At 69.7% G+C, this 13,735-nt stretch carries 12 protein-coding genes; 5 read left to right on the top strand and 7 right to left on the bottom strand.

Annotated features, from left to right (window positions below; all coding sequences use genetic code 11):
* Positions 1-100: 100 nt before the first annotated feature.
* From A37E_RS0108570 to A37E_RS0108560, 3 genes are read left to right on the top strand one after another with little or no spacing between them, the layout of a single operon-like run.
* Positions 101-844, top strand: coding sequence for a YdcF family protein (locus A37E_RS0108570; protein ID WP_081837517.1), 744 nt, complete (start codon positions 101-103; stop codon positions 842-844).
* Between the two features lie 43 nt (positions 845-887).
* Complete coding sequence (locus A37E_RS0108565; RefSeq protein ID WP_029556220.1) at positions 888-1,694, top strand: lysophospholipid acyltransferase family protein; 807 nt, start codon at positions 888-890, stop codon at positions 1,692-1,694.
* 33 nt (positions 1,695-1,727) lie between these two features.
* Positions 1,728-2,159, top strand: coding sequence for a hypothetical protein (locus A37E_RS0108560; RefSeq protein ID WP_156026268.1), 432 nt, complete (start codon positions 1,728-1,730; stop codon positions 2,157-2,159).
* Positions 2,160-2,170: 11 nt separating this feature from the next.
* Here A37E_RS0108560 and A37E_RS25225 read toward each other — a convergent pair whose 3' ends face one another.
* Positions 2,171-2,839 (bottom strand): gamma-glutamylcyclotransferase, encoded by a 669-nt coding sequence (locus tag A37E_RS25225; protein WP_081837516.1) that lies wholly within the window; start codon positions 2,837-2,839, stop codon positions 2,171-2,173.
* A 108-nt stretch (positions 2,840-2,947) separates the two neighbouring features.
* Between A37E_RS25225 and A37E_RS25885 the strand changes: the two genes are divergently transcribed.
* The gene (locus A37E_RS25885; RefSeq protein ID WP_197022946.1) at positions 2,948-4,057 is read left to right on the top strand and encodes a DUF2125 domain-containing protein; all 1,110 of its coding nucleotides are present in this window, start codon (positions 2,948-2,950) and stop codon (positions 4,055-4,057) included.
* A gap of 38 nt (positions 4,058-4,095) precedes the next feature.
* On the opposite strand, the gene A37E_RS0108545 is transcribed toward A37E_RS25885, so the two are convergent.
* Together A37E_RS0108545 and A37E_RS0108540 are read right to left on the bottom strand one after the other, a co-directional pair.
* Positions 4,096-5,229 carry an alpha-D-ribose 1-methylphosphonate 5-triphosphate diphosphatase gene (locus A37E_RS0108545; RefSeq protein ID WP_029556216.1) on the bottom strand — a complete coding sequence of 378 codons (1,134 nt, stop codon included), beginning with the start codon at positions 5,227-5,229 and terminating at the stop codon, positions 4,096-4,098.
* A gap of 120 nt (positions 5,230-5,349) precedes the next feature.
* Complete coding sequence (locus A37E_RS0108540; protein WP_029556215.1) at positions 5,350-6,996, bottom strand: hypothetical protein; 1,647 nt, start codon at positions 6,994-6,996, stop codon at positions 5,350-5,352.
* A gap of 277 nt (positions 6,997-7,273) precedes the next feature.
* Here A37E_RS0108540 and argB point away from each other — a divergent pair, with 277 nt between their 5' ends.
* On the top strand, positions 7,274-8,179 hold the full coding sequence (gene argB, locus A37E_RS0108535) for an acetylglutamate kinase (protein ID WP_029556214.1): 906 nt from the start codon (positions 7,274-7,276) through the stop codon (positions 8,177-8,179).
* Between the two features lie 19 nt (positions 8,180-8,198).
* Here argB and A37E_RS0108530 read toward each other — a convergent pair whose 3' ends face one another.
* The 4 genes from A37E_RS0108530 to dnaA all read right to left on the bottom strand — a co-directional run bounded on the left by A37E_RS0108530 (position 8,199) and on the right by dnaA (position 12,926).
* On the bottom strand, positions 8,199-8,738 hold the full coding sequence (locus tag A37E_RS0108530; protein ID WP_024276662.1) for a GNAT family N-acetyltransferase: 540 nt from the start codon (positions 8,736-8,738) through the stop codon (positions 8,199-8,201).
* Positions 8,739-8,798: 60 nt separating this feature from the next.
* The gene (recF, locus tag A37E_RS0108525; RefSeq protein ID WP_029556213.1) at positions 8,799-9,947 is read right to left on the bottom strand and encodes a DNA replication/repair protein RecF; all 1,149 of its coding nucleotides are present in this window, start codon (positions 9,945-9,947) and stop codon (positions 8,799-8,801) included.
* Positions 9,948-10,024: 77 nt separating this feature from the next.
* A complete protein-coding gene (dnaN, locus tag A37E_RS0108520; protein ID WP_029556212.1) occupies positions 10,025-11,143 on the bottom strand; it encodes a DNA polymerase III subunit beta in 1,119 nt (372 codons plus the stop codon).
* A 331-nt stretch (positions 11,144-11,474) separates the two neighbouring features.
* A complete protein-coding gene (gene dnaA / locus A37E_RS0108515; protein WP_051679397.1) occupies positions 11,475-12,926 on the bottom strand; it encodes a chromosomal replication initiator protein DnaA in 1,452 nt (483 codons plus the stop codon).
* Positions 12,927-13,735 lie beyond the last annotated feature (809 nt).

Below are 13,735 nucleotides of genomic sequence, written 5' to 3'. Positions count from 1 at the left end.
CGGCGGTGGGGGTGGCGGTGGCCGGGGGTGCGTCACCTCGCCTCTGCCGCATTCCGGCGCCATCGTCGGCTCCATGACCATGTCGAGCACCGAGCGCAGGATGAGGGCGCAAATCGGTCCCGGGCAGTCCGATACCGGCACGGCCAGAAGCGGGGCGACCACGAACACGCGGCCATCGCCGGCACCGCGCCGCAGCCTGCTGCGCCGCCTCGCCGTCGCCGCTGTGACGCTTGGCACGCTCGGGGCCGTCGTCGCCGGTGTCGGCTTCGTTGCCTTCACCACCCAGATCGCCGGCCGCGAGCCCGCGGGCGTGAAGCCGGCCGATGCCATCGTCGTGCTCACCGGCGGGCCGTCGCGCATCATCGATGCCGTCTCCCTGCTCAATGAGGGGCTCGGCCAGCGACTGCTGATCACCGGCGTCAATCCCGCCACCTCGTCCGACGAGATGCGGCGCGCCTTGCCGGACGGCGAGAGGCTGATGGACTGCTGCATCGATCTCGGCCACAAGGCGCTGAACACGCGCGGCAATGCGCTGGAAGCCGCGGAGTGGACGCGGGAGCGGCGGTTCCGCTCGCTGGTGGTGGTGACCTCCTCCTGGCACATGCCCCGCGCCATGATGGAATTGTCGCGCGCCCTTCCCGATGTGGAGCTGGTGGCCTATCCCGTCGTCACCAGCCGCACCGAGCCGGAGAACTGGTGGACCGATACTGGAACGCTGAAGCTGCTGGTGAAGGAATATCTGAAGTACATCATGGCCACGGTGAAGATTCGTCCCGCCCAGGCGGTGGCGGGCTCCGGGGCCGCTGCCGCGCCGCCGGCCGGGGCGGCCGCCGCGTCGCACTGAACACGCGCTCCCGGCCGCCCGGCCGCGGGGCAGGGAGACCGCCTTGACCTTCCTGCGTTCGCTCGTCTTCCAGATCGCCTTCTATCTGGTGACGACCCTCTATCTGCTGGCCTTTCTTCCCGCGCTGCCGTTCCTGTCGCGCCAGGGGCTGTGGCGCACCGGTGTCCTGTGGTGGGTGGCCACCACCATGTTCCTGCTGAGGGTGATCGTCGGGACGCGCGCGGAGTTCCGCGGCACCGAGAACATCCCGGACGGCCCGCTGCTGATCGCCTCCAAGCATCAGTCGGCCTGGGAGACCCTCGCGCTGCTGCCGCTGTTCTCGGACCCGGCCTTCATCCTGAAGCGCGAACTCATGTCCATTCCGGTGTTCGGCTGGTTCGCGGCGCGGGCGCGGATGATCCCGGTGGATCGCAAGGGCGGCTCGGCGGCGCTCAAGGCCATGACGCGGCGGGCGCAGGCCGACATGGCCGAGGGCCGGCAGATCCTGATCTTCCCGGAAGGCACCCGCCGCCCGGCCGGCGCGCCGCCGGACTACAAGTTCGGCGTGGCGCACCTCTATTCCAGCCTCGGCGTGCCCTGCCTGCCCATCGCGCTCAATTCCGGCCTTTACTGGCCGCGCCGGAGCATCCTGAAGCGGCCCGGAACCATCCTCGTCGAGATCCTGCCGCCCATCCCGCCGGGGCTGCCGCGGCAGAAGATCATGGCCCGGCTCGAGGCCGACATCGAGGCCGCCAGCGACCGCCTGCTTGCCGAGGGACTGGCGGAACTTGGGCCCCGCGCACCGGCCGATCTCAGGGCGCGCGCGAGCGCCGAGTCGTCCCCGTTGTCCACCCCTGTGGAAAACTCTTGATCGATCGCGGGGGATCGTTCTAGTTTCGTTCTCATGAACGCAACTGATTCGCTCCTTGTCCCCCTTGTGGACGCCGGTGGCCTCAACGGCCTCAAGCACGCCGCCCTCGGTGCGCGCTACCGTTTCTGGCGCGACGAAGACGGCCTGCGCCACGTGTTCTCGGTCTATCGGCCCGACGCCGCCCCGGACTATCCGGACGCCCTCGCGGTGGTGTCGCGGCGCACGCCCGCGGGCTCCATCGCCATGTGGGCGGGGCCGGCGAGCCATGCCCGCACGGCTGCGCTCAGGATGCGCGGCGACGAAATCCACATCCATGTGTTCGGCGAGGAGAATGCGCCTGCCCTGCGCCGCCTGATGGATCGCAGCCTCATGGGCCGCAATCCGATGGAACGCGGCGAGGTCCCGGCGCTGCCCCGCCCGGCAGTCCAGGCGCTCTGCCTGCCCGCCCGCCGCCACGCGGCGTAAGGGGCGCGGTCTCAGGGCGACCCGTCGCCCTCCGCATCGTCCGGCAGCACGGGGGGCAGAGCGTGGCTCGCCGTCAGGTGCTGGGTGATGTAGGCGAGGCCTGGGTCGCGGATGCCGAGGCTCTCCAGCGCCCTCACCGTCGCCACCACATAATCCGTGTTCGGCCCCGACTTGCCGTGGGAGCGGCGCACCAGCGCCAGCTGGTCGTCGAGGGTCAGGCCCGGCGCATATTGGGGATGGGCGCGGTTGACCAGATAGGCCACCGCCGGCGCATCGCGCCCCGATCCGTCCAGCAGGCGCACGCGCCGCATGACCTCGCGATAGACCCCGGAAATCTGCTCGCGCTCGGTGAGATAGGCATGGGTCTGCGGCCACTGTGCCGCCGCCACCCGGTAGGCGATGCCCCGGCAGGAGCCGCCGAGATCCAGGCCGAGCACCAGCCCCGGCTTCTCCGGCGTGCCGCGATGGTGGAAGGAATAGACGCACAGGGTGCGGTGGGCGCCCACGAGCCGCGCCTCGCAGCGCTCGACGAAGGCGAAGCCCGGATTCCACATCAGCGAGCCGTAGGCGAACACCCAGACATCGCCGTGCTGACCTGAAGCCGCGGCGGAAGGCGTGACCGATTGCCCCGCCGCCTCCGGCGCGTTGCCGCCTCCGCTCGCCGACCGCTCGTCCGCCATGGGCCCGACACACCTTCCCGGCGTTGACAGAAACGCCGGACCGTCGCCTAACAGCCGGCAAGGACCATCGCAAGCCACGGGCGACCGTGGCCAGCCGCAAGGATGTCCATGACCGCCCCTGTCCCATCCGCCCCTGTTTCGCCCGCTCCCGTATCGCCACCCCCCGAAGCGTCCGGGCGCCGGCCGAAGCCTTGGCTCGTCATCGTTCCCGTGGCCCTGGTGGTGGTCGCCGCCATCGTCTGGAGCGGCCTGTGGTTCTATGCCGCCGGGCGCGCCGAGCGCGAGATCGACGCCTGGATCGGCCGCGAGGCGAAGCTTGGCCGCATCTGGACCTGCACCGACCGCCACCTCGCCGGCTTCCCCTTCCGCTTCGAGCTGCGCTGCCTGATGCCGAAGCTGGAGACCGTGGGCGGCGACGCCATGCGCTTCACCGCGGCTTCGGTCGAGGCGGTGGCGCAGGTTTGGGCACCCAACCACCTCGTCGCGGACTTCGTCGGGCCGGCGCGGGTCGATGACCTCACCACCGGGCAGTCTTATGTGGCGGCGTGGTCGCTGCTGCAGATGAGCGGCGTCGGAGATCTCTCCGGCCGGCCGGAGCGCTTCTCGCTGCAGGCGCACGATCTGAAGCTCGAGCAGCCCGCCGCCACGGGCGCGCAGCCGGTTTCCATCCTCTCCGCCCATCTGTTCGAGTTCCACGCCCGTCGCTCGCCGGGGCAGGACGGCAAGCCCGACGGCGTCGACTATGCGTCCGGCTTCACCGGCGGCCAAAGCGCGCTCCTCAATACCCTTGGCGCGGAGGGGCCGGTGGAGATGGCGCTTCAGGGCACCGTGACGGCTTCGGCCGACCTGCGGCCCATGTCGGTGGCGCAGCGCATGCGCGCCTGGGCCAATGCGGGCGGCATCGCCAAGCTCGACCGCTTCCACATCACCTCGCCCAAGATCGCCGTGACGGCGACCGGGGCGGTGGCGCTCGACAGCCAGGGCCGGCTCAACGGCAAGCTCGACCTCGGCTTCGCCGGCATCAACGATCTGGTGCAGGGCCTCGACAAGGCCGGCGCCATCCCGCGGGAGATCGCGCCCATCGTCGGCGCCCTCGCCATGGTGGGCAAGCCGGGCCAGGTGGAGGGCCGCAAGGGCGCGATCTTCGCGCTTTCGTTCGATGCCGGAACGCTCAAGCTCGCCGGTTTCCCGGTGGGCATCGTGCCGCCGCTGTTCTGAGGCGTTGTCCTACGGCGTTGTTAAAAAAGGCCGGCGCGTCAGAACACGCGCTCGCCTTCCGCCAGCACCTGCCGCACCACCGGCGTGCCTTCCACAATGCGGAAGCGCACCACGTCGGCCCGGAGCCCGGCTTCGAGCCGGCCGCGATCGGCGAGGCCGGCCATATGGGCGGGGTTGCGGGTGACGAGGGCGATGGCCTGCGGCAGCGCCATGCCGTCCACGGTGTGGAGGCGCGTCGCCGCCTGCAGCAGGCTCGCCGGCACGTAGTCGGACGCGAGGGCGTCCACGAGTCCCTCCTGCGCCAGCGCACCCATGGCGACACCGCCGGAGTGAGAGCCGCCGCGCACCACGTTCGGCGCCCCGCCGATGGTGGCGAGATCGGCCGCGCGGGCCGCCAGTGCCGCCTCGCGGGTGGTGGGGAACTCGCTGATGGTGCAGCCGGCGGCCTGCGCCTCGGCCACATGCGCCTCGGTGGTGTCGTCGTGGCTCGCCCGCACGAGGCCGGTTGAGGCCAGCATCTCCACCAGCGGCGGCATGTTGCGCGCCACGTTGGCCCGGCCGCGGGCGGTGCGCTCGCCGATCTCGCGCTCGGCCTCGACGGCATCCTTGCCGATGCCCAGCAGGAAATTGCGCAGCGTTTCCACATTGCGCCACTGCCGGGCACCCGGCGTGTGGTCCATCAGCGAGGCGAAGGCGAGGCTTGGCCGGGCCAGCGTCGGCTCCACCAGATCGAGCACGTTCGGGTCGGTCATCTCGCAGCGCAGGTGCACCTTGTGGTCGGCCCGGAAGAGGGGCGCCCCCTGCTCCACCGCATCCAGCATGGTTCCGAACAACTCGCGCCGCTCCGCCTTCGCCTGGTCGAAGCCGCCGGCGCAGATGGCGTCGAACACGGTGGTGATGCCGCTCGCCACCGTCTGCCCGTCATGGGCGAGGGCGGCGGCGCGCGCATCCGGCCAGAACACCTTGGGACGGGGGACGAAATGGCCCTCCAGCGCGTCCGTGTGCAGGTCGATGAGGCCGGGGGCGATGAAGTCGCCGTCGCAGTCGATGGCGGCCGGCGTGGTGGCGCGGCCCGCGTCGATGGCGAGGATGCGGCCGTCCCGGAGGGTGATGGTTCCCGCGACGACGGCATCGTCGAGGACGAGGCGGGCGTTGGTGAGAACGGTGTCCATCGGGGCTCCGGATCGAGGCAGGGCAAAAGGATACGGGCCCGGCTACCGGCCGGGCCCGCGGGAGGTTCTGCGTTGCACCCTATCGTGACACCGCGGTGACGTCGCCTGCGTCAGCCGGCGTCAGGAGCGCGGGGCGGGTGAGGCCGGCAGGGCGGGCAGGGCCGGCGGGCGGGGCACCACCTCGTAGAGCTGGAAGCGCTCGCCCTCGGCGATGAGCTTGAGGTGGTCGCTGTCCGGGTTGGGCGCGCCGCGCTCGGTGAACAGGAGGTAGACGTAATCGAACTTCGACGGCCACAGGTCCCAGTAGCGCGGGCCGTCGGGCGTCGGGTCTTCCTCGGTGACGAGCAATTGCTCGATCTGGGGCGGGGTGCCGTCCTCGGTGTCCACCTGCTCGTTGAAGGGCTTGCGGGCGCGCAGGATCTGCTTGCCCTCCACCGTGAAGGCGGTGGTGACGAGGGACGACTTCTCGATCATGGCGAGGCAGGCGGCGTGCATCAGGCCGAGGTCGGTCGGATCGTTGCCGCCCTGGATGTCGGCATAGGCGACGAGCACGCGCGAGCCGGGGCGGATGCGGGTGACCGATTCGCGGAACGCCACCGTCCATTGCGACAGCCGGTCCCACACCACCTGCACCTCGCCCACGCGGACCGCCAGCATCAGGATGAGCACCACCGCGAACCCGCGCCGGGCGAAGCGGTGGCGCAGGTCCGCGCGCATGGCGGCGAGCACCATGAAGACGATGGCCGCCGGCAGGCGCTGGTCCGCCATGTAGGTGGCGAACACCACCCGCGGCATGGCGAGATAGACGAGCCCCGCCACCAGCAGCAGCGGCAGCATGAAGGAGTGGACGTTGAGCAGCCGGTGCCGCGCCGCCCAGACGCCGGCCACGATGAAGATCGCCGCCACGGCGACCGCCACATGGTCGATATAGACGTTGAAGATCAGCTCGATGCCGGCGATCTTGCCCTGCGGCTCCCAGTAGTTCTGCCCGCTGAGGCCCCAGGTGGGGCTCGCCAGCAGCAGCGGCAGGATGGGCAGGAAGGGCAGGCCGCCGCTGACGAATATGCCGATGCGCGGCCAGATCGGCCCGCGGCCGAGGCGCAGTCGGTCCAGCTCGTAGGCAAGGATGCCGATGCCGTAGATGCCCGCGGTGAACAGGTGGCAGAAGAACAGCGCCACCACGAACGCCGCCGACACCAGATAGCGCCAGGGCCACCACTTGTCGCGCAGCGCCACCCAGGCGCTGAGCGCGAACAGCGCCAGCCCGATGCCGAAATAATAGTTCATCACGCCGATGAGGAAGACGCCGCTGTAGAGCAGCGGGAACGCCAGCAGCGGCAGCGCCGACCACACGCCGAACAGCGTGCGGTTGAGCGTCATGGTGCCCCCGGCGATCAGCGCGAAGCACATCAGGGTGTAGATCTCGCCGGCGGTGTAGATGCCCACCACCTTGTCGATGAGCGGGACAACGAGGTCCATCATCAGGTTCGGCAGGATCGACCATTTCAGCGTGTAGAAGCGCGCGAGGTCCTGATCCCCGGGGATCGAGGCGATCACGTGCATCCGCGCGAGATGGTTCACGTAATCCGACAGGGGCGGGATCGGATGGGTGAGGATCGGGATCGACACGAGGCCGAGGCAGGCCACGAACAGCAGCAGGATCTGCCAGGGGCGGAGATCGTGCGGCCGGCGCTCCGGCGGGTGGCCATGATGGGCGTGCGCGGAGGCGCTCGTGGAATGCTTGGCAGGCAGAATCGGAGGCGTCATGAAGGCCGGGTCTCTCTGGCGGCGGCTGGAGCTACGGCGGGGCGAGGGCTGTGGCGGGCGAACCGGTGACGGGAGTTGACGCCGCCATTGTGTCGGCCGGGACTGCTTCTCATCACCTTTTCGCGAGGGAAGGAAGCCCGGCCGACGAGATTTCCGCACCGGCCTGTCCCGGCCGCGCCGCGAGCGGACCTTTCACCGCACGAGGGAAACCGCTAGAAGGGCGCCGCCCGGCGGCCCCACCGCCGTGCCCCCGCGAGCATCCATCTGCGAGCCCCCCATGACCGAGCCCCATTCCCAGTCCGTGTCGGAAGCCCAGCACGAGGCCGAAGTGCTGGCGCGGGCGCTGCCGCACATGCAGCGCTATGACGATGCGATCGTCGTGGTGAAATACGGCGGCCACGCCATGGGCAGCGAGGACGTGGCGCGCACCTTCGCCTCCGACATCGTGCTCATGGAGCAGTCGGGCATCAATCCGGTGGTGGTGCACGGCGGCGGGCCGCAGATCGGCGCCATGCTCAGCAAGCTCGGCATCAAGTCCGAATTCGCGGCGGGCCTGCGCATCACCGACAAGGCCACGGTCGAGATCGTCGAGATGGTGCTGGCCGGCTCCATCAACAAGCAGATCGTCGGCTTCATCAACGAGGCGGGCGGCAAGGCCATCGGCCTGTGCGGCAAGGACGGCAACATGGTGCGCGCCCGCAAGGCGAACCGTGTGATGGTGTCTTCCGGCGGCGATGACGCGCAGGAGGTGGACCTCGGCTTCGTCGGCGAGCCCGACACCGTGGACACCACCGTGCTCGACCAGATCCTCGGCCGCGAGCTGATTCCCGTGCTGGCCCCGGTGGCGGCGGCGGTGGACGGTGGCACCTACAACGTGAACGCCGACACCTTCGCCGGCGCCATCGCCGGTGCGCTCGGGGCCAAGCGCTTCCTGCTGCTCACCGACGTGCCGGGCGTGCTCGACAAGAACAAGCAGCTGATCCCGCGGCTCACCATAGCCGAAGCCCACGCGCTGATCGCCGACGGCACCATCTCCGGGGGCATGATCCCCAAGGTGGAGACCTGCATCTACGCGCTGGAGAAGGGGGTGGAGGGCGTCGTGATTCTCGACGGCAAGGTGCCCCACGCGGTGCTGCTGGAACTCCTCACCGACCACGGCGCCGGAACGCTCATCACCCGCTGACGTCAGCCCTTGAGGACGTTCACCCCTTGAGGAGGTCTGCGTCCGCCGGAATGGTGGTCGCACCCTCCCCGAGGGCGCGCTGCATCAGGACCGTATCGATCCACCGGCCGAACTTGAGGCCGGTGGCCGGCAGGGTGCCGATGGAGCCGAAGCCGCAGGCGCGGTGCAGCGCGATGGAGCCGGCATTGCCGCTGTCGCCGATCACTGCCACCATCTGGCGGAAGCCCAGCGCCTCGCACTCGGTGATGAGCGCTTCCAGCAGCCGGCGGCCGACCTTTCGGCCCCGGGCCGCCTCGTCCACATAGATGGAATTCTCCACCGTGTAGCGATAGGCGACGCGCGGACGGAAGGCGCTGGCATAGGCATAGCCCAGCACCTTCCCGTCCTCTTCCAGCACGAGATAGGGATAGCCGCCGTCCATGAGGGCGGCCTGGCGGCGGGCCATCTCCTCCGGTCCCGGCGGTTCCAGCTCGAAGGAGGCGGTGCCGTTGCGGACCGCCTCGTCATAGATGGCGGTGATGGCGGGAATATCGGAAGGGGTCGCGGGACGGATCGGCATACCCTCTTTTAAGCCGCCGCAGCGCATCCGCCAAGCTTGTCGTCCGTTCTTGCTGTCCGTTCAGGCCCGCGTGATCGTGCCCGGTGCGACGGTGAAGCGCGCGGCCGTCTCCAGCGCCGCGAAGGCGGAGGGGTCGGCCCCGGTCATCCACACCTGCGCCCCGAGGCGGGCCAGCTCCTCGAACAGGCCGGCGCGGCGCTCGGCATCGAGATAGGCCACCACGTCGTCCAGCAGCAGCAGCGGGGACAGCCCCTGCATGCTCCCCACCAGACGGGCGTGGGACAACGTGAGGCCGATCAGCAGGGATTTCTGCTCGCCGGTGGAGCAGCGTGCGGCGGGCAGGCGCTTCTCGCCGTGGCTCACCGACAGGTCGGTGAGATGGGGGCCTTCCAGCGTGCGCCCGGCCGCGCGATCCCGCGGGCGATTGTCGCGCAGCAGCGCCCGATAGCGGTCCTCCACCTCCAGCGCCGGATGCTGGGCGATGAGGCGCTCCACGGCGCCGTCGAGGGCGAGTTCGGCGAAGGGGAAGGGGGACGCCTCGTCGCGATGGGCGGCGATCTCGGCGGAGAGCCGCGCCACCGTCTCCAGCCGCGCGGCGGCCACCGCCACCGCCAGCTCGGCCACCTCGTGCTCCACCGCATCGAGGAAGCGGGCGGAGCCGTTCTCCTCCAGCAGCCGGTTGCGCGAGCGCAGGGCGCGTTCGAGGCCGTTGACCCTCGTGCCGTGGGAGGCGTCCACCGCCAGCACCAGCCGGTCGAGATAGCGGCGGCGGTCGCCGGGCGGGCCGAGGAACAGGCCGTCCATCTCCGGCGTCAGCCAGAGCACCTTGAGATGATCGAGGAAGGCATTGGCCGAGGGCACGGCCTCGCCGTCGATGCGGCAGCGCCGCTGCCCGCCTTCCTGCGCCGGATCATAGCCGGTGCCGAGGCGCACCTCGCCCAGCGCGCCCTCGATAAAGGCGGAGACCGCCCAAGGCGCACCGTCCGCGTCCGGCGCGTCGGCTCCGGGCGGGCGGTGGCCCACGTCGGCGAGCTGCGCCCGGCGCAGGCCGCGGCCGGGGGAGAGGAAGGAGAGGGCTTCGAGGATATTGGTCTTGCCGGCGCCGTTCGGCCCGGTGAGCACGATGGCGCGCGCCTCCACCGCCACCTGCGCCGCCGGATAGGAGCGGAAAGCGGCGAGCGACAGCTTCAGGATGGCGGCGTGGAGCATGGTGTCACGATCGCCGCGGCGTCAGGACCGCCGGGCCGGCTGCCGGACAGGCCCTTATGCGCCTCACACCCGCAGTCTCAAACGCGCATGGGCATGAGGACGTAGAGCGCATCCGTCTTGGTGGAATCGCGCACCAGGGTGGGCGAGCCGGGGTCGGCGAGCTTCAGCTCGGCCGTGTCGCCTTCGAGCTGGGAGGTGATGTCCAGCAAATAGCGGGAGTTGAAGCCGATATCGAGGGGCTCGGCGGTGTAGTCCACCTCCAGCTCCTCGGTGGCGCTGCCCGAATCAGGGTTGGTGACGGACAGGGTCAACTTGCCGTCGCCCAGCGACAGCTTCACCGCGCGGCCGCGCTCGCTGGACACGGTGGACACGCGGTCCACGGCGGCGGCGAACTCGTCCTTGTCGACGATGAGGGTCTTGTCGTTGCCCTGGGGAATCACCCGGCCATAGTCCGGGAAGGTGCCGTCGATCAGCTTGGAGGTGAGCACGATGGCGCCCACCTGCACGCGGATCTTGGTGGCGGACAGGGAGATGGTGACTTCCGCCTCCTTGTCCTCCAGCAGCTTCTGGATCTCGGCGACGGTCTTGCGCGGCACGATCACGCCCGGCAGGCCCTGCGAGCCGGCGGGAGCCTCAAGCTCTGCCTGGGCGAGGCGGTGGCCGTCGGTGGCGACGGCGCGCAGCATCGGCTTGCCGCCCGCGTCGGTCACATGCAGGTAGATGCCGTTGAGATAATAGCGCGTCTCCTCGGTGGAGATGGCGAACTGCGTCTTGTCCACGAGGCGGCGGAACTCCGCGCCCTTGACCTTGAAGGTGTGGGAGAATTCGCCCGCCGCGAGATCCGGGAAATCGGCTTCGGGCAGGGTCTGGAGCGAGAAACGGGCGCGGGAGGCGCGCACCGTGAGGGTGCCACGCTCGCCGCCGGCTTCCAGCTGCACCTGCGCGCCATCGGGCAATTTGCGCACGATGTCGTAGAGCACGTGAGCCGGCACGGTGGTGGCGCCCGGCTGCCCGGTCTCGGCCGGCACGCTCTCGACCACTTCCAGGTCGAGGTCGGTGGCCTTCAGCTCCAGCGTGCCCTTGGCCGCCTTGATGAGCACGTTGGCGAGGATCGGGATGGTGTTGCGCCGCTCGACGACACGGTGCACGTGGCTGAGCGATTTCAGAAGCTCGGCGCGCTCGACGGTGACCTTCATCGTCCTGGCCCGTTCACTCTTCGCTTCCGAGCCGGCCTGCCGCGGGATCCGATGTCCCGCCGGTGGGTCCGCCTCGACATTCTAAGGATGACGCCCGCAGATCCCCTCATCCGTCATGCGGGCGAGGGGCGCGTGCGCCGGTGTGGCGTGGCGCGACGGCGCAAGCCGCCGTCTGGCACCCGATGGAACGGGCGCCGGGCCGCCGACATTGCCGCCCCGGGGGGCGCAAGGCAAGGGTTGGCGGGGAGATTTTCTGAAGCGGGGGTTTTTCGCGGGGCAGACCGGCGGCACCGGTGCGGCGCCGCCCCTTCGTCCTGCCCCTGAGGCAGACTCAGCTTTCGAGGGCGAGCCGCTTCAACACCTCGATCTCGTCGGCCAGCGCGCGGTCGGTGGCGACGAGCCCGTCGATCTTGCGCACCGCATGCAGCACGGTGGTGTGGTCGCGCCCGCCGAAGCGGCGGCCGATCTCGGGCAGGGAGCGCAGGGTGAGCGTCTTGGCGAGATACATGGCGATCTGCCGCGGCTTCACCACCGTCGCGGTGCGGCGCTGGGACAGCAGGTCGGCGCGCGAGACGTTGTAGTGCTTGGCGACCACCCGCAGGATGTCGTCCACCCGCACGCGCTTGGGATCGGTCGGGCGGATGAGGTCCTTGACCGCATTTTCCGCCATGTCGAGCGTCACCGGCTCGCCGGTAAGCTGGTTGAAGGCCAGCAGCTTGTTGAGCGCGCCGTCGAGGTCGCGGCCGGACTGGCCGACGCTGCGGGCGAGGAATTCCAGCACCGGCGCCGGCACGGCGAATCCCTGGTGCTGCTCGGCGAGGGTCTGGTAGCGCGACTTCAGGATCTGCAGGCGCAGGTCCTCCTCCAGCGGCGCAAGATCCACCACGAGACCGCCGGCAAGGCGGGAGCGCACGCGCTCGTCGAGGTGCTCAAGCTCGCCGGGAAGGCAGTCGGCCGCCAGCACCACCTGCCGCCCGCCATCCAGCAGGGCATTGAGGGTGTGGCAGAATTCCTGCTGGAGATTGTTGCCCTTCAGGAACTGGAGATCATCGATCACCAGCGTGTCGATGGTCCGCAGCGTATCCTTGAAGGCGATGGCCGAATGGGACTTCAGCGCCGACACGAAGCCGTACATGAAGCGCTCGGCGGTCAGGTACGTGGTGCGCCGGCCATGGGCGGCGCCGGCGCGGGCCACTGCCTGCAACAGGTGGGTCTTGCCGAGGCCGACGGCCGCGTGGAGATAGAGCGGATTGTAGACGGGCGCGGCGCCGGCGGGGGTCTCGGCCACCTTGCGCGCGGCGGCGAACGCCAGCGAATTGGACTTGCCGACCACGAACGATTCAAACGTCAGGCGCGGGTCGAGCGGCGATCCGGACGCGACGTCGCCGCCCGTCTCCCGGACCTCGCCGCGCGCCTCGGAGGCACGGGGGGCCGGCTTCGTCTCGACGGGACGCTCGGTGCGCTCGCTCACCACCTCGCGCGGGGCCGAGGCCTTCAGCGCCACGGGGCGCGCGAAGGCGTTGCGCACGGCGAGATCCACGCGGCGGCGCGCGCCGCTCTCTTCCGCCCAGATGTCGGCGATGCGCGGCAGATAATTCTCCTGAATCCACGACTTCAGGAATCGCGTGGGCACCGACAGGCGCACCACGTCCGACGTCAGCGCGTCGAGATCCATGCGCGCGAACCAGCTGGTGAACTTCTCTTCGCCGATCTCCTCGCGCAGCCGCTGGAGCACCCGATCCCACGGGGCCGAGGGAGCGCTGGGGTTCGACGCGCAATCCATCTCGACGGCCTCCGCAAGGGCTGACTGAAAAGGAACGGTGCGCGCGGCAACCGGCGCATGAGGCTTGAGCATAAGGATCGCGACCGCGCGAAAGGCGGTTCCCTGGTTGGAGACGCAAAAGCCGTCCGCGCCCTGGGGCGGGCAGCGCGGCCTTTGTCTCGTGGGGAGTTTCGGAAACGGGTGCTAAGGCACCCACGGCATCAGCGCAACGGGTTCAACGCACCGTCATGCGCGGTCCTTGCCGTAGCTGGGCGGCGGGGCGCAACTGGAATGGAGCACAGCGCTCCGGCAGGCTCGAACGCAACGCGTAGCCGAAGAGATCGAGGGACCTGTTCCTGTGTCCGCTGCCGCGCATGTGCCCGAAGTCATAGCCGCCCCATCTCCGACGATGCCAACCATCGACGGGTGTTGGAATGAACCAGTTTTTTGTTTGGTCTCGTAGATGCCTTTAGGCGGATCAGATGTCCGCCCTTAGCATAGCTCCAACGAATGAAGGTAACGCAGATTACGAATACGGCCGAAGACGAGGGGTACGTGAACGAATTCAGACACGATACATCCCCTCCTCATCCACGAAGAGCCGTGAAAACTTCATTCTATCGGTGAACCCCAGGGTCGCTCCCGGAGTGAGGTTGAACATACACAGCCGGTTTGGGGGGTGCAACGCCTTTGACCCCGGCGGGGGGATAGCGGGTAAAAGCCGGTGCGCCCGCGCCACACCCCCGACCTTGCGTTCAGCCGGCAAACCTCTGTCGCGACAATGAGATTCGCGAAGCCGGCGCAGGAAGTGCGGCGCCCCGCCACGTAGG

It is taken from the genome of Xanthobacter sp. 91, assembly GCF_000702385.1.
GTDB classification, from domain to species: Bacteria; Pseudomonadota; Alphaproteobacteria; order Rhizobiales; family Xanthobacteraceae; genus Xanthobacter; species Xanthobacter aminoxidans.
Note: the sequence above shows the minus strand (reverse complement) of the source record. Positions and strands in the feature narration are given on the sequence as shown.